14 protein-coding genes are annotated in these 12,903 nt (G+C 63.1%); 11 read left to right on the top strand and 3 right to left on the bottom strand.

The window, feature by feature from the left end:
* Nucleotides 1–2: 2 nt before the first annotated feature.
* Entirely contained in the window at nucleotides 3–1,271 is a 1,269-nt protein-coding gene (locus GW587_RS01965; RefSeq protein WP_166097892.1) for an efflux RND transporter periplasmic adaptor subunit, read from the bottom strand.
* Nucleotides 1,272–1,463: 192 nt separating this feature from the next.
* Between GW587_RS01965 and GW587_RS01960 the strand changes: the two genes are divergently transcribed.
* From GW587_RS01960 to GW587_RS01930, 7 genes are all read left to right on the top strand, one after another.
* Entirely contained in the window at nucleotides 1,464–3,056 is a 1,593-nt protein-coding gene (locus GW587_RS01960) for a MutS-related protein (protein ID WP_229259252.1), read from the top strand.
* Nucleotides 3,057–3,110: 54 nt separating this feature from the next.
* Complete coding sequence (locus GW587_RS01955; RefSeq protein ID WP_166097886.1) at nucleotides 3,111–4,724, top strand: methyl-accepting chemotaxis protein; 1,614 nt, start codon at nucleotides 3,111–3,113, stop codon at nucleotides 4,722–4,724.
* 117 nt (nucleotides 4,725–4,841) lie between these two features.
* Complete coding sequence (locus GW587_RS01950) at nucleotides 4,842–5,390, top strand: GbsR/MarR family transcriptional regulator (RefSeq protein ID WP_166097884.1); 549 nt, start codon at nucleotides 4,842–4,844, stop codon at nucleotides 5,388–5,390.
* Nucleotides 5,387–6,031, top strand: a complete 645-nt coding sequence (locus tag GW587_RS01945; RefSeq protein WP_166097882.1) for a DUF4166 domain-containing protein — start codon at nucleotides 5,387–5,389, stop codon at nucleotides 6,029–6,031. The genes GW587_RS01950 and GW587_RS01945 overlap by 4 nt, the downstream gene beginning before the upstream one ends.
* A complete protein-coding gene (locus GW587_RS01940) occupies nucleotides 6,024–6,428 on the top strand; it encodes a thiol-disulfide oxidoreductase DCC family protein (protein ID WP_166097879.1) in 405 nt (134 codons plus the stop codon). The genes GW587_RS01945 and GW587_RS01940 overlap by 8 nt, the downstream gene beginning before the upstream one ends.
* A 45-nt stretch (nucleotides 6,429–6,473) precedes the next feature.
* Nucleotides 6,474–6,923, top strand: coding sequence for a cell division protein (locus GW587_RS01935; RefSeq protein WP_166097876.1), 450 nt, complete (start codon nucleotides 6,474–6,476; stop codon nucleotides 6,921–6,923).
* On the top strand, nucleotides 6,920–8,368 hold the full coding sequence (locus GW587_RS01930) for a TIGR01777 family oxidoreductase (protein WP_166097873.1): 1,449 nt from the start codon (nucleotides 6,920–6,922) through the stop codon (nucleotides 8,366–8,368). The genes GW587_RS01935 and GW587_RS01930 overlap by 4 nt, the downstream gene beginning before the upstream one ends.
* 16 nt (nucleotides 8,369–8,384) lie before the next feature.
* On the opposite strand, the gene GW587_RS01925 is transcribed toward GW587_RS01930, so the two are convergent.
* The gene (locus GW587_RS01925; protein WP_166097871.1) at nucleotides 8,385–9,047 is read right to left on the bottom strand and encodes an acyl carrier protein; all 663 of its coding nucleotides are present in this window, start codon (nucleotides 9,045–9,047) and stop codon (nucleotides 8,385–8,387) included.
* Between the two features lie 106 nt (nucleotides 9,048–9,153).
* Between GW587_RS01925 and GW587_RS01920 the strand changes: the two genes are divergently transcribed.
* Nucleotides 9,154–9,441, top strand: a complete 288-nt coding sequence (locus GW587_RS01920) for a type II toxin-antitoxin system Phd/YefM family antitoxin (RefSeq protein ID WP_166097869.1) — start codon at nucleotides 9,154–9,156, stop codon at nucleotides 9,439–9,441.
* Entirely contained in the window at nucleotides 9,416–9,673 is a 258-nt protein-coding gene (locus GW587_RS01915) for a Txe/YoeB family addiction module toxin (protein WP_166097866.1), read from the top strand. The genes GW587_RS01920 and GW587_RS01915 overlap by 26 nt, the downstream gene beginning before the upstream one ends.
* Nucleotides 9,674–9,681: 8 nt before the next feature.
* On the opposite strand, the gene GW587_RS01910 is transcribed toward GW587_RS01915, so the two are convergent.
* Nucleotides 9,682–11,550, bottom strand: coding sequence for a phosphoethanolamine transferase (locus GW587_RS01910; RefSeq protein WP_503826758.1), 1,869 nt, complete (start codon nucleotides 11,548–11,550; stop codon nucleotides 9,682–9,684).
* A gap of 303 nt (nucleotides 11,551–11,853) precedes the next feature.
* Here GW587_RS01910 and rpsL point away from each other — a divergent pair, with 303 nt between their 5' ends.
* A complete protein-coding gene (rpsL, locus tag GW587_RS01905) occupies nucleotides 11,854–12,237 on the top strand; it encodes a 30S ribosomal protein S12 (RefSeq protein ID WP_025603541.1) in 384 nt (127 codons plus the stop codon).
* A 146-nt stretch (nucleotides 12,238–12,383) separates the two neighbouring features.
* Entirely contained in the window at nucleotides 12,384–12,854 is a 471-nt protein-coding gene (gene rpsG, locus GW587_RS01900) for a 30S ribosomal protein S7 (protein ID WP_166097861.1), read from the top strand.
* Nucleotides 12,855–12,903 lie beyond the last annotated feature (49 nt).

Below are 12,903 nucleotides of genomic sequence, written 5' to 3'. Positions count from 1 at the left end.
AGTTATTGATTGATCGAGACGCGTTCGGCGTTCTCGAAGGTTTCAGTGCCGGCGATGATGACCTTGTCGCCTTGTTTCAGGCCACCGAGGATCTCCACTGCGGAGACGCTGGTGGCGCCCATCTTGATCGGGGTGCGGATGGCCATGCCGTCGCGCAGTACATAGGCGTAGCGGCCGCCTTCGGATTCGACGAACGGGCCGCGCTGGATCATCAGCACGTTCGGCTTCTCGTCGATCAGCAGGCGCGCGGTGACGCGCTGGCTCTGGCGCAGGCCCGGCGGTTGCGCGCCGTTGAAGCGCACCCGCGCCAGCACCTGGTTCTTCACCACCTCCGGCGACAGCGCCGACAGTTTGCCGGTGGTGACGGCGGTGCCGACGTTGACTTCGGCCGTCATGCCCAGGCCGATGTCGGCGACGTAGGTCTCCGGCACCTCCAGTTCCACTTCGAGGCGCGACAGGTCGACCAGTGTCATCAGCGGCGCGTTGGCCGGCACCACGCTGCGGTTGGCCACCGACAGCGTGCCGATGAAGCCATCGACCGGCGCGCGCACGGTCAGCTCGTCGACCCGGCGCTGCGCGTTGGACAGGCTGCTGCGCTGCTGGTCCAGCTGCTTGATCTTCGATTCCAGCTCCAGCGCCACGTTGTCGCCCTCCAGCGCGGCGGCCTGCTCGGCGTGCTTGGCGCGGATCTCGGCCGAGTTCAGGGCGTCCTTGGCCTTCTGGTATTCGATCTTGGCGATGATGCCTTCATTGGAGACCGCGTCGTAGCGCTCCAGCGTGCGCTGCGCGGACAGGCGGTCGATTTCGGCGGTGTCGGCGTCGCGACGGGCCAGCAGTTTCTGCTTGCGGGCCAGGATGCGCTGGCGCGCCACGTCGGCTTCGATCTGCGCGTAGGCGGCCTGTTCGCGTTTGAGGGCGTCGGACAGGTCGGGCGATTCCAGCACCGCCAGCGTGTCGCCTTTCTTGACGGTGTCGCCGGCGTTGACCTTCAGCGTCACCGTGGCCAGCGAGGCGGCGTACAGGGTCGGGCTGATGGCGGCGACGATGCGGCCGTTGACGGCGGCGTCGCGGATCAGGGTGCCGCGGCCGACTTCGGCCACGCGCAGGCGCGACATGCTGACCGATTTGGCGCTGCCGCTCCAGGTGTGCAGCAGGTAGTAGCCGACGGCGACCAGCGCCACGGCGCCGGCGGCGATGACGAGGCGGCGCTTGGTGTGCTGGCCCTTTGGGGCGGTGAGGACGGCGTCTTGGCTGGAGGTATCGCGGATCATGGTGGCTAGGGTTCGGAAAGATAGCGACCTCCTATGCAGAAAGCGTGCCAGTTTCTAAGTTCATGATTTTATTGGAATTTGTTGCGCATGTCCGCTGTCCGAGGTTGTCCGCGTGTCCGCCCTGCGTACGGCGGGCTTGATAATCTGGCAAGTGGGCCATGTGCGGGGCTGTCGCCACTGTCCGGAATGTCCATGTCCCTGCTTGCCTTGCTGCTGCCCGCCGATGCGCCGGTCGCCGATTATCCGTTCGTGCCGGCCGATGTCGCGCTGTACCACCGCACCGCGCACGGCGCGGACACCGACTTGATCGACGCGCAGACCTGGGACGACATGCTGCTGCAACCGTACAGCGCGCAGCTGGCGCACGAGACCAGCATCTTCGGCCAGCAGGAATTGCATCGGCGATTGCAGCGGGGCGGGCGTGACGCCGCCGCATCGGTCGTCCGCGTCCGCGCGCTGGCGGCGGACGCCGGACAACTGCACCTGCTGCACAAGACCTGCGAAGGCCTGCGCCGCAGCGACCGCGAAATCAGCGAACATCTGTTCGGCCCCGCCGCCCCGGCCAAGCCGCGCTGGGCGGCGCTGCTGCACTGTATGCCGCCGGCGTTCCTGCTGTCGGCCGTGCTGGCGCTGGTCACCGGCTGGCTGTCGCTGTGGGGCGTGGTGCTGGCGCTGTGGTTGGCGCTGATGGCGGTGCAGGTACGCTTCCGCGACGAAGCCGAGGAATGGGGCCGCGTCCGCAATTCGATGCAGCAAATGCTGCGCACCCACTCGCTGCTGGCCAAGCTGGATGCATCGCCGGCGGCCCCATTGCGAGCCGACGCCGCGCGCGCCGGCCGGATCAACCGCGCCATCGGCCCATCGATGATGCGGCACGTCCCGGGCGCGCGCGAATACGCCGACTGGCTGTGGCTACAAAATATCCGCGACTACTTCAACGGCCGCGAAGCCGCGCGCCGGCAGATGGAATTCCTGCGCCACAGCTTCCGCCTGGTCGCCGCACTGGAGGCCGACATCGCGCTGGCCCGCCACCTGACGCAGACCCCGCGCCATTGCTGGGCCGAGCAGGGCGCCGACGTCGCCCTGACCCAGGCCGTGCATCCCCTGCTGGCGCAAGCCTCGCCGCTATCGATCGCATTGGCGCGGCAGGGCGCCTTGATCTCCGGGCAGAACGGCATCGGCAAAAGCACGCTGCTGCGCACGGTGGGCCTGAACCTGATCGTCGCCCGCGCCTTCGGCTTCTGCTACGCCGACCGCGCGGTCACGCCCGGCCTGCCGGTCTACTCCAGCATGCAGAGCGAGGACGCGCTGGAGGGCGGCGAGAGCCTGTACATCGCCGAACTGCGGCGCGCGCGCGAACTGCTGGCGCTGGCCGCACGTGCGCCGGCCATCTTCATCATCGACGAGATCTTCCGCGGCACCAATCACCTCGAATCGATATCGGCCGCGACGGCGGTGCTGCACACGTTGTCGGCATCGGGCAAGGTGATCGTCTCCTCGCACAACCTGGTGCTGGCGCCGCTGCTGGCCGATTGCCTGGCGCCGCTGTGCGTGAGCAGCGTGAACGGCGTCCTGCGCGTCGCTCCGGGAGTGTTGAAAGAAACCAACGGTATCACCTTGCTAGGCGCGCGCGGCTTCGACCAGACCATCTCGGCCAAGGCCAACCGGGTGTACCACTGGCTCAGCGACTACATGGCGCAGCCGCCCGACTGCGCCGCGATACGCGCCGATCTCCATGCCGAATTGCAGGCGACAAATATAACAACCGATAGTACATTTATGTAGAATTCGGAGTAAAATAATTGCCAGTAAGCAATCGGACTATAACTAGGAGAACAAATGAACAACATTACCGTGCGCGCCAGCCTGATGGGCGTGCTGCTGCTGTTTGCCGCGATGCTGCTGGCCGGCGCCGGCCTCGGCATCTACGCGATCAACCAGTCCAACCAATCGATCGCACTGGTGCACGAGGTCAGCAGCCAGGTCATCCTGATCAACGACTCCTACAAAGACACCACCCGCGTGCGGACCGCGATGATGCGCGCCTATACCGCGCTGATGGAAAACGGCAGCAAGGAAGCCAAGGACACGGCGGTCGCGTCGGCCAAGAAGTCGCGCCAGAAGAGCGCCGATTTCCTGTCCGGCTACGCCAAGGCGACAGCCTACGACGGCCTGGATCCCGAGCTGAAGAAAACCCTGGTCGACGCCGGCGGCGCCTTGCTGCTGGTGCTGGACAAGACCATCGAAGCGCTGGACCGTGGCGACGCGGCCGCCTACTCGACGTTGAACCTGAAAGAGCTGACGCCGACCGGCGCCGCCTTCTCCGCCGCGCTGGAAAAATACCAGAAGGTCAGCGACGACCAGGTCAACGCGCTGCTGGACCGCCGCGCCGCCGAGTACAAGATCGTCATGTGGCTGGTGGCGCTCGGCCTGCTGGGCGCGGTCGGCCTGGTGCTCGGCGTGCACCTGATGCTGAAGAAGGTGGTGCTGTCGCCGCTGCAGCGCGCGGTGACGCTGCTCGATCAGGTGGCGCGCGGCGACCTGACCGCGCACATCAAGGAATCCGGCGACAATGAAATCGCCCGCCTGCTGCAGGCGATCGAACGCATGCAGCAGGACTTGCTGTCGACGGTATCGCGGGTGCGCAATAGCGCCGAGGTGATCAACACCGGCGCGCAGGAACTGGCGGCCGGCAATATGGAACTGTCGTCGCGCACCGAGACCCAGGCCAGCTCGCTGGAGGAGACCGCCGCGTCGATCGAGGAACTGACCAGCACGGTCAAGCAAAACTCCGAGAACGCGCAGCACGCGCGCGGCCTGGTGGAAGGCGCGTCGGCCACCGCATCCAAGGGTGGCGAGGTGATGCAGCAGGTGGTCGCCACGATGACCGACATCAACGACGCCTCGCGCAAGATCGTCGACATCACCGGCGTGATCGACGGCATCGCCTTCCAGACCAATATTCTCGCCTTGAACGCCGCCGTCGAAGCGGCGCGCGCGGGCGAGCAGGGGCGCGGTTTCGCCGTGGTCGCCTCCGAGGTGCGCAACCTGGCGCAGCGCTCGGCCGCCGCCGCCAAGGAGATCAAGGTACTGATCGACAAGTCGGTGGAGAAGATCCAGCTTGGCACCGATCTGGTCCAGCAGGCCGGCACCACGATGAGCACGTTGGTGGGCAACGTCCATCAGGTGACGCAGATCGTCGGCGAGATCGCGGTCGCCAGCCGCGAGCAGAGCGACGGCATCGAGCAGGTCAACCAAGCGATCGCGCAGATGGACGAAGTGACGCAGCAAAACGCCGCCTTGGTGGAGGAAGCCGCCGCCGCGACCGCCTCGCTGCAGGAGCAGGCGGGCGAGCTGGCGCAAACGGTCAGCCTGTTCAAGATCGACGACAGCCAGGCCCGGGCGACGCGTCCGGCGGGCCGCGCAGTGCGAAGCCGCCTCGCCCTGACCTAAAACTCCGGGGTCAGAGCTAAAAACTGGACACGAACTCAACTGCTACGGTGAGTTGAGCTTGACTTCGATCGGTGCGAGTTCTATTATTTCTGTAACGACAGAAATAAAGGAATTGCCATGACTCTTGCGCCGACCATCCAGAAATACATCCTGCACTGGGGCGAGATGGGCACGCGCTGGGGCGTCAACCGCACGGTGGCGCAGATCCACGCGTTGCTGTTCCTGTCCAACCAGCCGCTGCCGGCCGAGGACATCGCCGAGACGCTGGGGGTGGCGCGCTCGAACGTCAGCAACAGCCTGAAGGAGCTGCAAAGCTGGGGGCTGGTGCGCATCACCCACATCGCCGGCGACCGCCGCGACCACTTCCTGGCCTTGCAGGATGTGTGGGAAATCTTCCGCGTCATCGTCGAGGAGCGCAAGAAGCGCGAGATCGATCCGACCCTGGCGGTGCTGCGCGAATGCGCGGTGGAGGCGGAGCACGATCCGGCGCTGGAGCAGGCCACCAAGGTCAAGATGGACCAGGTGCTGGACTTCCTGGAAATGCTGACCGCCACCTATGACGACTACAAGCACCTGCCGCCCGCCACCATGCAACGCTTCCTGAAGATGGGCGGCAAGGTGGCGCGCTTACTCGGCAGCGATGACAAGGCGGGGAAAGTCAAATGATGGTCCCGTCCGAAGGCGAGCTATTCAAGAAGATACTTGGGGACCGATGGAGCATGCTGCATCCGGATATCCAGGCGCGCTTCGACAAGAACCCCTTGCCGGGCAAGCCGCTTTACTACACGGGCCGCTTATCCGAGTTGCGCTGCTCCAGGATCGGCTGCATGCTGGGCTACTTGAGCCAGCCTTTCATCAAAGGCGCGTTGATGCCGTACAACGACGCCGATTTTCCGGTCGATATACAGGTCTACTCCAAGCGGGACTGCGCGTGGATATTCAAACAGCGCACCTACCGGCTCAACGCGCGCAAGCCGGTGATGTTCACGTCCTTCATGGCGGAGAGCGCGAAGGGAGATGTGCTGGAGTACGTCGGCATGGGCTTGGGCATGAAGCTGGTGCTCGACGTCCGCGACGGCAATCTGCATTTTGAAAGCGATGGTTATTTTTGGGAGATGTTTGGTGTCCGTATTCCGCTGCCGGGCATGCTCACGCCGGGCAAGACCTATCTCCGCCATCGCAACAACCACGCGAATCAATTCGACATCCACATCGAGATCCGGCATGTGCTGTTCGGCACCACCTTCACGCAGGCCGGCGTATTTCGCGAGTTGGCATACCCGTTGGTGGGAGACGACCATGAGTGATCCTGAACTGATCTTGTATTACGACGGCAATTGCGTCTTCTGCCGCAATGAAACGGCGCGCCTGCGGCGCTGGGATGGCGCCGGACGCCTGGCCTTCGCCGATATCGCCGCGCCGGATTTTGTCCCGCCTGCCGGCGTCGATCTGGAGGCGTTGAATACCGAGATGCATGCGCTGACCGCCGATGGTCGGCTGCTGGTCGGCATCGACAGCCTGCTGGCCGCCTACACGCTGCTCGGGCGCGGCTGGATGGTGGCGCCGTTGCGCGTGCGCGTGTTGCGGCCGGCATTCTCGGCGCTGTATCGCGGCTTCGCGCGCAACCGCTATCGCATCTCCGCGCTGCTGGGCACGCCCGCCTGTGCGGATGGGGTCTGCGCCAACAAGCATCCATTCCGCTAAAAATTTCGCTGTTTATTTCCGTATTTACAGAAAAAAGGAAAAATCATGACGACGAGAACATGGCTGGTGCGTTGGGTTTATGTGGTGACGGTGGCGCATCTGATGGTGGGCGTGTTGCTGCCGCTGTGCGCGGGGACGGCTTTGTCGGAAGGCTACCGGCGCGACATCGAAAGTTACTTCTTCAGCGGCGACGCGCCGGTGGCCGCGCAGGCGCTGCATGTGTGGTGGATCTCGTTGTTCGGCCCGACAGTACAGGCGGCCGCGATCTGGATGGCCGGCCTGGCTGTCATCGGCGACAAGCAACGCAACGCCTTCGCCTGGGCCATGTTGATTCTCGGCCTGCTGGTGTGGGCGCCGCAGGACATGCTGATCTCGGCACGCGCGCATTGCTGGATCAACCTGTGGATGGACGCGCTGGTGCTGGCGGTCATGCTGCCGCCGCTGCTGTGGCTGTGCAAGCAGGACCTGGCTGACAAACGGGGAGCGGCGCAATGAATACCCATCTGCTGGCGTTGCAACTGATGGCCATCCAGGGCTGCCTCGGCGCCTTCGATACCGTGTACCACCACGAGCTGACCGAGGCGCTGCCGGGACGCGGCAGCGCGCGCCGCGAGTTGACCATCCACGCGATCCGCGCGCTGATTTACTGCGGCCTGTTCATCGGCCTTGCCGGCTGGGCGGTTCACGGCGCGTGGGCGCTGGCGCTGCTGGCCGTCTTCATGGTGGAAGTGGTGCTGACCTTGTGGGACTTCGTGGTCGAGGACCGCACCCGTTTGCTGCCGGCGACCGAACGCGTGACGCACACGGTATTGGCGATGAACGGCGGCGCTTTCATCGCGCTGCTGGCGCTGGGCACGCCGGCGGCGCTGTCGAGGCCGACCGCGCTGGTGTGGCAACCATACGGCGGCTTGAGCGTGTTCCTCGCCTTGTGTGGCACCGGTGTCGGCATCTCCGGCCTGCGCGATGCGTTTGCGGCGCGGGCGCTCGGCAAACTGGCGTTACGCGACGACGCGGCGCCGGCGGAGAGTTTCGGATCGCCGCGGCGCGAGTTCCTGGTCACCGGCGCAACCGGTTTTATCGGCCAGCACCTGGTGCGCGCGCTGCTGCGCGATGGGCATCGGGTGACGGTGCTGACGCGGCAGGTGCGCCAAGCGGCATGGCTGTTCGATGGCCGGGCCGAATGCGTTGACGACATGCGGTGCTTGCCGCCGTCGCGCCGCATCGATGTCGTCATCAACCTGGCCGGCGCGCGCATCCTGGGCTGGCGCTGGACGGCCGCGCGGCGCCAGGCCTTGCGCGACAGCCGGATCGGGCTGACCGAGAGGCTGGTGGCGTGGATCGCCGCCGCCGAGCACAAGCCGGCGCTGCTGGTATCGGCATCCGCGATCGGCTACTACGGCATACAGCGGCGCGGCGACGACAAGGTGCTGACCGAGGACACCGCTCCGCAAGCGATGTTTATGTCCGACCTGTGCCGCGAATGGGAGCAGGCGGCGCAAGGTGCGGCCGCGCACGGCGTGCGCGTCGCATGCACGCGCTTCGGACTGGTGCTCGGCACGCAAGGCGCGTTGCCGATGATGCTGTTGCCGATCAAGCTGGGCATGGGCGGCCCGCTTGGCGGCGGCTTGCAATGGCTGTCCTGGATACACGTGGACGACGTCATCGGCGGCATCGCCCATCTGTGCCGCGCGGGCGGAGAGGGCGCCTACAACTTCACCGCGCCGGAAAGCGTGACGCAAGCGCAGTTCAGCCGCGTGGCGGCCAAGGTACTGCACCGACCCTACGGCTTCCCGACGCCGGGCTGGCCGATGCGACTGCTGCTGGGCGAACAATCCGACCTGCTGCTCGAGGGCCAGCGCGTGGCGCCGGCGCGGTTGACGCGCGATGGCTACGTATTCCGCCATCCGCACCTGGAGGGCGCGTTGCGCAGCCTGGCTTGATGCGGGTAGAGAGCCGCTAGTCCGCTCCCAGCTCGTCGACGAAGGTCGAGTCTTCGCGGATTTTTTCAATCGGGATGCCCAATTGCGTCGATGTGATTTGCAGGATTGTGGCCAGCACGCGCTCGCGCGTCCACAGCGCGGCGTTTGTGGTAGCGACAAATGGAATCAAGGCTTCGACGGTGCTGCAGTTGTCGGGGATGACAACGCGCATTGTGCTGGTCCCGCTGTTGGTGCAGAGTGCCACGAAAGCTGCGCTGATCGCGATGATGGTGGGCTGGATGTCCGCCCATGCCATCCCGGCGATGGTTATCAAGGTTGGCGCCACGACCGCCGCGAGCACAATTCTCCGGGGCCGTACAAGCGGTGGAAAATTATCCGCTTGCAGTGCGCGGCCCAATGCCGGCCATGCGTGCTTGATGTCGGCATGTAGCAGTCCGGCGAGTGGGGTGGTGGGATGAATGTCGCTGTGGCTTGCGTTAAAAGTCATCACCAGCACGGAGCGGACTCGGTAGAATCCGACCTGGGCCAGGCATGAACTGTTTATTTCGGTCCGGACGCGGCTCATCACATAATCAGCAACATCGCCCGGCGTGCGCAGCGTTTTGGCGATTTGATGGTTTATCCTGATGCCGAACTCATCTTCGATCGCCAGGACCAGTTCTACGGTGTCGAGTCCCATTGTGTTTCCTGTCTGATCTGGCTCAATCGATATGGTGAGCTTGATTGCCTTAATTTATCTCGGAACTATACTGCAGGTTTGTGCCCATGTATGAGGAACGACGGAGATGAATATCATCAGCTTTTCCGAGACTGGGAATGATCTGCGAGCAGTGCTTGAAAAGGCCGCCGAAGCGGAAGATGCGCTCACGGTCTTGCGCGAGGACGGATCATCGCTTGTCATTCTGACGCTTGAGCAATATAACGGCCTGATGGCGACCAGTCATCTACTGAGTTCACCATTAAATGCTGCACATTTAGTCAAATCATTGGCGGAGCTGCATGCCGGTCAAGTGACCGAGCATGAGCTGATCGAGGTGGGCGAGTCGCATGCGCAACCTCCTGTTCACAAATGAGGCTTGGCTGGACTACACATACTGGCAATCGCAGGACAGAAAGACGGTGAAGAAAATCAACGAACTTCTGTTGGCCAGTTGCAGATCGCCATTTGACGGCATTGGCCAGCCCGAGGCCTTGAAAGGCAATCTGAGTGGCCTATGGTCTCGCCGCATACACCACAAGAATCGGCTTGTCTACCGGGTCGACGGCGACGCTATTGCCATCGTCTCCTGTCGCAATCACTATTAAACGCAGTCTTACTTTTCTTGCTTCAGCGGCTTGCCCTTGTCCATGACTTCGCGGCAGTCGCCTTTGAAGCTGGCGTTGTCGTAGTTGCTCCAGCCGTAGCTGTCGACGTAGCGCTTGTGCTGCTTGAAGCGCTGGTTGATGAAGCTCCATTCCAGCTTCTCGTCCTCGTACTGGATGTCGCCCAGGTCCAGCAGCGTGTGGAAGATGTTTTCCGTCGCCAGCCGCGCCTTGCGGTGGCGGATCAGTTGCTTGATCTTTTCCGGATAGCGTTCCTTGTATTCGTCCGAATACCACACCAGCGCCGGGACGTGGAATTCGTATTGCGTGTTGTGGCCGTGGAAGGCGAGGTTGCAGGCGCCGTCGTACAAGGTCTGGCCGTGGTCGGCCACGTACACCATCGCGCCCAGCTGCTGCGTCTCCTTCAATTGGCCGATCACCTGCGACAGGAACCAGTCGGTGTACAGGATCGAGTTGTCGTAGCTGTTGTTGAGCTGCGGCTTGATCCTGGTGTCGGTGTACACCGGCTTGTCGACGCCGAACAGCGACGGCTGCCATTTGTCGAAATCCTTCGGGTAGCGCTGGCTGTAGTTCCAGTGGTTGCCCAGCGTGTGCAGCACGATCAGCTTTTTCGGCGACGGGTCGGCGATCGCGTGCTGCAGCGGCTCCAGCAGGATCTGGTCGAAGTTCGAGTTGTTGGTGAAGCCGCCCAGGTTCATGAACTGGATCACGTCCGCTTCCTTGGCGAACACCGACACTGGCGTGTCGAACTTGCCGAACGAGATCTGGTTCGACAACCACCAAGTCTTGAAGCCGGCCTCTTTATAAGCGGTCAGGAAGGATTTCTCCGAGAAGCCTTCCTTCAGGCTTTGCATCGACGGCTTGCGCGAGATGATCACCGGCACCGACAGCCGGGTCGCCGACACCGCCGTGATGACGTCCGGCAGCGTGACCAGATTGGCTTCCTGCTTCAGCAGCGGGTTGGTGTCGCGCCCGTAGCCGTTGACGCTCCAGCGGTCGTAGCGCGACGATTCGCCGATCACCATGATCACGATCTCCGGCGTGTCGTTGGCCTGGGGCTGGTGCGCCTTGAAGCTGAAGCTGCTGTTGCGCCGGCCCAGCTCGGCGAGGTAGCGGCGCTCCTTGTAGAAGTCGACGCCGCGCGCGGTCAGGCCGAACGGCCACGACGAGGCGAGATCGTCGAAGCCGAGCGGCGAACGCGCCCACCAGACCAGCGGCGCCGGATGCCAGCCGCTGCGCCCCGCGCCCTTGACGGCGGCGTGCTCGGGCCGGACTTCCTCGTCGGCGTCCTGCTCGCCGCTGTCGTCGCCGGACGCGGCCGAAGCGGACGCCGAGGCCGATGGCTTCGCCGCCCTGGCCGCCACCGGCTTGGCGCCGACGCCGAATTCCCAGGCGTAGGTCCAGAAGCCGGCCAGCACTACCAGGATGATCAGCGCGGCCAGGCGCGACTTGCCGCGCCACGCCAGTTCCGGGCTGCGCCGCGCCGCTATATATATGGCGCCCCACCAAGCCACCATCCCCAGCATCACCGCGCCCATCAGCCAGACTTTGCGGCCGAGGAATTCCAGCGCCTCCTTGGGGCTGGTCTCGGCGATGATGCCGAGGTGGTGGGTGGAGATGCCCTGGCCGTAATATAAGAAAAGATACAGCTCGGTCGGCAGCGCCAGGAAGGCCGGGATCAGCAGCCAGTGGAACCAGACCGGCCGCTGCAGCACGCCCCACACGGCCGCCCAGGCCAGCAGCTCCACCGCAAGCACGTGGCCGAGCTGCGGCACTTGCCTTCCCAGCAAGATTGGTACGCAGGGCACCAGGGACAGCAGCACATAACTGACGACGACAAACAACGGGGCGGGGCGCAACAGGGATCGCATAAAGACGGACAGGAGGAAATTGTCTGCTATTATCGAGTCTTTCTTGCTTCAGCAGCGAGTTTTCGCGGGCCCTCCTCGGCCCTATGCTGCCGCGAAATAGATTGACTGGTACCCCAACCACGTCTATACTCGCGAGTTCTCAATTTATTCTGCGCATCGTATACGTTGTTTCAGGCCGCTCCCTGCGAGTGGCTATTCGCGCCTCCGTTGTTGCTGTAGATAGAGACTAGGTTTTAGTCCCCGGACAACCGTCCGGGTGTTCAACGTTGTTATTTAGTTGGGTTTAGAACGATGCCAACCATCAATCAACTGATTCGCAATCCACGTGTCGCTCTGACCGTGAAAAGCAAATCGCCGGCGCTGGAAAACAGCCCGCAAAAACGTGGCGTGTGCACTCGCGTGTACACCACCACTCCTAAGAAGCCTAACTCGGCTTTGCGTAAAGTCGCCAAAGTGCGTCTGACCAACGGTTTCGAAGTCATTTCGTACATCGGCGGTGAAGGCCACAATCTGCAAGAGCACAGCGTTGTCCTGCTGCGCGGCGGCCGCGTCAAAGATTTGCCGGGTGTGCGTTACCACATGGTTCGCGGTGCACTGGATACCCAGGGCGTCAAAGACCGTAAGCAAGCTCGCTCGAAATACGGTACCAAGCGCGCCAAGGCTGGTAAGAAGTAATCGAGTAGTAAATAGTTTCGCTCAGTGGCAGTAGGCTAAGTGAATGTAGTCGACCGCAATTGGTCGAGTAAGTGGAGGGCTATGATGGCCATCCGCGAGAGTGCGATCCATCCCCGCACCTCAACTGAAGATTGAAAGGAATTGATATGCCACGTCGTCGTGAAGTACCCAAGCGCGAAATCTTGCCAGATCCAAAATTCGGCAACACTGATGTCGCGAAATTCGTGAACGTTCTGATGCTGTCCGGTAAAAAATCGGTCGCAGAAAACATCATCTACGGTGCTTTCAAGCACATCGCTGACAAATCCGGCAAAGATCCGCTGGAAGTGTTCGCAACCGCCATCAACAACGCCAAGCCGCTGGTTGAGGTGAAATCCCGTCGCGTCGGTGGTGCAAACTACCAGGTGCCGGTCGAAGTTCGCCCAGTGCGTCGTATGGCGCTGTCCATGCGTTGGTTGCGCGAAGCTGCAAACAAGCGCAGCGAAAAATCCATGCCACAACGCCTCGGCGGTGAGCTGATGGAAGCGGCTGAAGGCCGCGGCGGTGCGATGAAGAAGCGTGACGAAGTCCACCGTATGGCTGAAGCGAACAAGGCGTTCTCGCACTTCCGCTTCTAATAAAACCGGCCGGTTCCTGCGTGAACTGGCTGTTATCTGTTGTTCGAGG

The organism is Duganella aceris (genome assembly GCF_011090165.1).
Classification (GTDB): Bacteria; Pseudomonadota; Gammaproteobacteria; order Burkholderiales; family Burkholderiaceae_D; genus Rugamonas; species Rugamonas aceris.
This window is presented reverse-complemented; position numbering and strand designations above follow the sequence as displayed.

Coding starts and splice junctions, on each gene's coding strand:
- GW587_RS01965 (WP_166097892.1), bottom strand. CDS start 1,271: ATGATCCGCGATACCTCCAGCCAAGACGCCGTCCTCACCGCCCCAAAG.
- GW587_RS01960 (WP_229259252.1), top strand. CDS start 1,464: ATGTCCCTGCTTGCCTTGCTGCTGCCCGCCGATGCGCCGGTCGCCGAT.
- GW587_RS01955 (WP_166097886.1), top strand. CDS start 3,111: ATGAACAACATTACCGTGCGCGCCAGCCTGATGGGCGTGCTGCTGCTG.
- GW587_RS01950 (WP_166097884.1), top strand. CDS start 4,842: ATGACTCTTGCGCCGACCATCCAGAAATACATCCTGCACTGGGGCGAG.
- GW587_RS01945 (WP_166097882.1), top strand. CDS start 5,387: ATGATGGTCCCGTCCGAAGGCGAGCTATTCAAGAAGATACTTGGGGAC.
- GW587_RS01940 (WP_166097879.1), top strand. CDS start 6,024: ATGAGTGATCCTGAACTGATCTTGTATTACGACGGCAATTGCGTCTTC.
- GW587_RS01935 (WP_166097876.1), top strand. CDS start 6,474: ATGACGACGAGAACATGGCTGGTGCGTTGGGTTTATGTGGTGACGGTG.
- GW587_RS01930 (WP_166097873.1), top strand. CDS start 6,920: ATGAATACCCATCTGCTGGCGTTGCAACTGATGGCCATCCAGGGCTGC.
- GW587_RS01925 (WP_166097871.1), bottom strand. CDS start 9,047: ATGGGACTCGACACCGTAGAACTGGTCCTGGCGATCGAAGATGAGTTC.
- GW587_RS01920 (WP_166097869.1), top strand. CDS start 9,154: ATGAATATCATCAGCTTTTCCGAGACTGGGAATGATCTGCGAGCAGTG.
- GW587_RS01915 (WP_166097866.1), top strand. CDS start 9,416: ATGCGCAACCTCCTGTTCACAAATGAGGCTTGGCTGGACTACACATAC.
- rpsL (WP_025603541.1), top strand. CDS start 11,854: ATGCCAACCATCAATCAACTGATTCGCAATCCACGTGTCGCTCTGACC.
- rpsG (WP_166097861.1), top strand. CDS start 12,384: ATGCCACGTCGTCGTGAAGTACCCAAGCGCGAAATCTTGCCAGATCCA.